The organism is Shewanella surugensis (genome assembly GCF_023284005.1).
Taxonomy (GTDB): Bacteria; Pseudomonadota; Gammaproteobacteria; order Enterobacterales; family Shewanellaceae; genus Shewanella; species Shewanella surugensis.
In genome coordinates, this window is record NZ_JAKIKS010000216.1 from 1 (window position 1) to 4,408 (window position 4,408).

Here is a 4,408-nt window from a genome sequence, read left to right on the forward strand (position 1 = left end):
CTGCTTGCTGATGTCATATCAGGTATTCAATTTAAAGATGGTGAGCGGATCACTCAAGATCAAACAGAACATCACGATTCATTGATACACCACATTTGACAATAACTCAAACATTATCAATCAATAAAGTAGACCCTACAAATGAGATATCATAAAAATACTTATAAAAAATAAGTTACTGCATAGTCCCTTCCGAATCAAAACATGGCTATATTGTACATTACAATTATCAGTATGAAATAGGAAATGGACTATTGAATTCGCTTGACAATTATTTAAAAAACCAAGGTACAGACTCTGATGCAATATTTAAAACAGAAAAAGAAGCAATCCTAGCAGCAGAGAAACATATTAGATTAAAAATAGATAAAGGGGATATTTAACTATTTTTTATACTTACTTGGTAAAAAAAGTAGGCTTTACCTATAAGAACAATATCTAAGATAAGTATCTCTCGATCGTCTACACCAATCTTTAAAAACCTTCTCATCATAATTTAAACCATCAAAACAATACTCATTTATATCAGAAAGTAACTCTTCCAACGCACTCTTTATGTCTAAGTAATCCCTATTGTATCCTGTAAATTTAAAATACAATTTAAATAATCCATCTAACAGATATAAATCAATTCCTATAATATCATTCTTTTTTCGCAGCTCCATAATTGAAACCGAATCAATACTCTTTTTTATATAAAATTTAACTATAGATAATGAGATAAAGCTGATATTCCCACTTCATTTTTAGTAAACAAAATTAGTATTTCTTCTTTCTTCTTTCTTCTTTCTTCTCTATCAGCTTAGCCTCTCTTTCACGCTCCCAATCATGTTCATGCTGCTTTTCTTGTTTTACTATTTCTAATTGATGATCGCGTCTCTGCCTAGTGTTAAAAACATTTCTTGCGACCAAAGTACCCCCATCAGGCCCATTGAAGCAGCAAGAAACAATATATAATCACGAGCCGTTAACTTTAATCCTAAGCCGTGGGTGATCAGAAAAATAAAGCCAGCTAAATTCAATAACAGCACTACCGCCCCAATGTAATACTTAAAATAAAAACAAACAGACTTCAGCATTATTCTTATCCACAAAAACAATAATAATAACAAATGATTAAACTTTTTAAAGCTTTTTAGATCACAGCACATCACTGAGGTGCTGATTGAGCATACTCATGATCTCCACTCGTTCGAATGGGGCGAGGCCCAAGAACGGACGCGGCACGATATTGGCCTCATCGCGGCCCAGTTGATGGGTGGCAGCCTATTCTAGCGGACAGCCTAATAGCAAACTTGAGGCCGTGAGCTGATAGTTTAAGGTATCGACCAATGTGCCTGACTCGGTGAGAATACGATCGACGCGTTTTTTCGTTAGCAGGCTATCGGGGCTTAGGGGCTTGTTGATCAACAAAACGCTGCTGAGTGCTTTCCAGCAAATACTCGGCAGCAATATCTCCCAGGCTCTGCCCCTGCCTAAGCAGTTTATTGAGTGCCTTGGCCACTTTTACCTGGCCTCTGGCGGTGATGTCAATGTGAGAGCCTGCCATTGGGGGTCCTATAGGAGTTATTTTTGATTATTAGAAAGAGTATCAAAACCTGTCGCTAAGTCTCGAATATGTTGCTTGAATGAATTCTCTCGATTGCTTACATACGCAATACATTCACGTGATGTTATCACCAACTTTTGTAATGCATCATACAATTCTGATTGTTTACAAGTTACTTTATGCTCTTCATCAAAATGATTATTTGATCCTACTTTTTTATTTATGGTATAAATCACTCTTTCAGAAATCCTATGGAAATGAAAAAATTCTCTACGTAAGTCATTAAACTTATTGTTAACCCCATTACCACAATATCCAGATAAGTATTTTATATACATAAGGTTATTCTCAAACATAACAAATTTGAAACGTATTGAACTTATTAGGTTTTCTACTTTAAATTGATCATCATTAGTTAGATTTTGATAAGGAAATAAGTTATCAAAATCATATACAACTCGAATTATTTCCTCTGAAAATAAAAAGCATTTTTCAATAAACATCTCTTCTTTTTCTAATATGGTGTTAGATGCTTCACTTTGAACATTATTTTTATACTGCCTTAAAAAACGTTCATCTGTTTTATTTTGCGTATGTAAAACAACCCATATCATTATAATCATAGAAGAAATGCTAGCCCCAATGCTGTCATCGATGAAGTCTAACCTAGATAAAGTTATAATAATGATGATTGCTATAAAACATATCATTAAGGAAAGCACTTTGTTCATAAAAGATCCCTTTAAAATAAATTTTCCCTTAACCTACCTTAAATTTAAGAACTTAAAAAGAACTCACTTTTCACTCTATTGCTACTGCTTATCTTTACTCACCCCTACAGCTCCAACTCGTCCCGCTTGGGCGCGTAGTCAAAACTGGGGTCTATGCCTTTAGGCACCTTGTGTACTTCACCTGTTTTCTTATCTGTCCAGTCCTCGATACTCAATCTCGGGCGAGTCACAGGCCTGTAACCCTAAGGGCTTGAGGGGAAGTGAGTTTGCCACCAACTATGTGTTTTCGGCAATACTCTCCCGTGTCATTTTAAGTGCAGCCCACGTGGGTAACGGCTATAGCCGTGTTGGTACTCCCAGTTGTAATTGCTCATAACAAGCATAATTCGGACACCCACAATTATTTTCGCATTTTTAAGGCTGGTGTATCTAATTGAAATATGATAGATACCATTAAATACAGTATATTAGTTGTGCGTCTTATTTTTATAAGAGTACTGCTCTAATGTAACAAACGAGCATGTGCACTTGAACTATACAAAGGTTAGCTTTTAAGGAAATGTATGGACTCTGATTCTTTGCAGTTATGGAGTGTTATAGGTACTTGGTTAGCAAGTATTGGTACAGTAAGTGCTGTAGTAACATCGTTATGGCTTGCTAATAGACAAGGAAAAATACATTTAGGTATTGTTGCTGGACATCGTCAATTAGTCACTAAAGCGTCAAAAACTGTACCTGATTTATGCATGATAAAAATTGTTAATAAAGGAACTCGCCCCGCTAAAATAACAGGAATTGGTTGGGAATGTGGCAGGTTTAAGAAAAAGATTCATTTAATACAAATGTTTGGAACTCCTGACTCTGATATATTCCAAAAACACTGCAAGAAGGTGAAGAAGGAACTTTTTTAGTCCCTTTTCATCTTGAGAATACAGATGAAGATTGGATTACTTCTGTGCCTAAAGCGTTAACTAAACACTCAGAACATGGAATAAAAAGTTTAAAATTGTGTGTTTCTACATCAGTTGGACAATCATTCAAAGTTAAAGCTGAAAAAGGCTTAAAAACTAAGCTTTGCGAGTCTTTAAAAGCTTAACAATAGCCTATGGCGTCAATAGTTAATTTTACACTTTTGGCGCCTCCCACAAAATGCCCTCTCTTAGCATTGAATTTAAAATCACAACCCGCTTGCTGATCCAGACCTTAGTTTCAAATTTAACTAAGACATATATGGACGTTCCCTTTGTGTCAAACCTGTCCTAACCTGTTTTAACCATAGGGATCTAGCCAGAGCCGTAATAATGAGAGTTTGCATAATAGGTAATAAAATCATTGACCAATAACAACGACTGATGATAACCTATTGATTATTAACAAAAGACAAGTGAAAACGTGTCCTATATAAAGGTTAGGTGTTCTTCATGGATAGCGATGAAATTCAAGTTTTTTATCCTACTTGGATAAAGGTAATGGGCATTATATTTCTTCCAATAATGGTTCCTATGGCGATCTGGTTAGGATTACGTCCTATTTGGGAGACGGATTTAACAGATGCTCAAATAGTGTTGTTTCCTATTATGGGCGTTGCAGTACTTTATCAATGTACTATTGGCTTCAGGTGTTTTAAATATTTTAGTACGACATTGGTCTTACACGACACAGGTGTCAACTCTTACACTAAAGGGATAGTCGAAGAATATCTTTGGACCGACCTAGAAGTTAAATCGTACTCTTAACGACTACCCAAATTAAATGTAAAACAGGTAAAACTGTCGGTTATTTCAGTGATGGTTTACCTAATCTCAAATTGTTAACTGAAACAATCGAGAATGGAATAACCTAATCAGGTAGCCGGAGGTATCTAGCCTCCAGCCCTCACACCACGGTTCAGAATAAAGCAAAACGATATCTGATGCATGACAGGGATTGAATATTGATGAGCTGGAGACAAAAGTTGTGCCAAATATTTGTGAAAACAGCTGATTATTCCGGTCTTCTATCAAGCTTTCGCTTAACAGTAACCGTCCGAGCAAGTACATCTTCAACCGTGTTCATCGATCCCTTATGTTAACCCCTGACTATGATATCAGGAGTTAATATGACTAAGCGTTCTCATGAAGAGTGGGTT

Annotated in this window: 6 protein-coding genes; 3 read left to right on the plus strand and 3 right to left on the minus strand. The window is 35.9% G+C overall.

Annotation, left to right across the window (positions count from 1 at the left end; all coding sequences use genetic code 11):
• Window positions 1-254 precede the first annotated feature (254 nt).
• A complete protein-coding gene (locus L2764_RS27935; protein ID WP_283107179.1) occupies window positions 255-383 on the plus strand; it encodes a hypothetical protein in 129 nt (42 codons plus the stop codon).
• 376 nt (window positions 384-759) lie between these two features.
• On the opposite strand, the gene L2764_RS25850 is transcribed toward L2764_RS27935, so the two are convergent.
• The 3 genes from L2764_RS25850 to L2764_RS25860 all read right to left on the minus strand — a co-directional run bounded on the left by L2764_RS25850 (window position 760) and on the right by L2764_RS25860 (window position 2,280).
• Window positions 760-912 carry a hypothetical protein gene (locus tag L2764_RS25850; protein WP_248943226.1) on the minus strand — a complete coding sequence of 51 codons (153 nt, stop codon included), beginning with the start codon at window positions 910-912 and terminating at the stop codon, window positions 760-762.
• A gap of 469 nt (window positions 913-1,381) precedes the next feature.
• Window positions 1,382-1,549 carry a hypothetical protein gene (locus tag L2764_RS25855; RefSeq protein WP_248943227.1) on the minus strand — a complete coding sequence of 56 codons (168 nt, stop codon included), beginning with the start codon at window positions 1,547-1,549 and terminating at the stop codon, window positions 1,382-1,384.
• A 17-nt stretch (window positions 1,550-1,566) separates the two neighbouring features.
• On the minus strand, window positions 1,567-2,280 hold the full coding sequence (locus L2764_RS25860) for a hypothetical protein (RefSeq protein WP_248943228.1): 714 nt from the start codon (window positions 2,278-2,280) through the stop codon (window positions 1,567-1,569).
• A 563-nt stretch (window positions 2,281-2,843) separates the two neighbouring features.
• On the opposite strand from L2764_RS25860, the gene L2764_RS25865 reads away from it, so the two are divergent.
• Window positions 2,844-3,191: a hypothetical protein gene (locus tag L2764_RS25865; protein ID WP_248943229.1), complete on the plus strand. Its 348-nt coding sequence runs from the start codon at window positions 2,844-2,846 to the stop codon at window positions 3,189-3,191.
• Between the two features lie 510 nt (window positions 3,192-3,701).
• Complete coding sequence (locus L2764_RS25870; protein WP_248943230.1) at window positions 3,702-4,016, plus strand: hypothetical protein; 315 nt, start codon at window positions 3,702-3,704, stop codon at window positions 4,014-4,016.
• Window positions 4,017-4,408 lie beyond the last annotated feature (392 nt).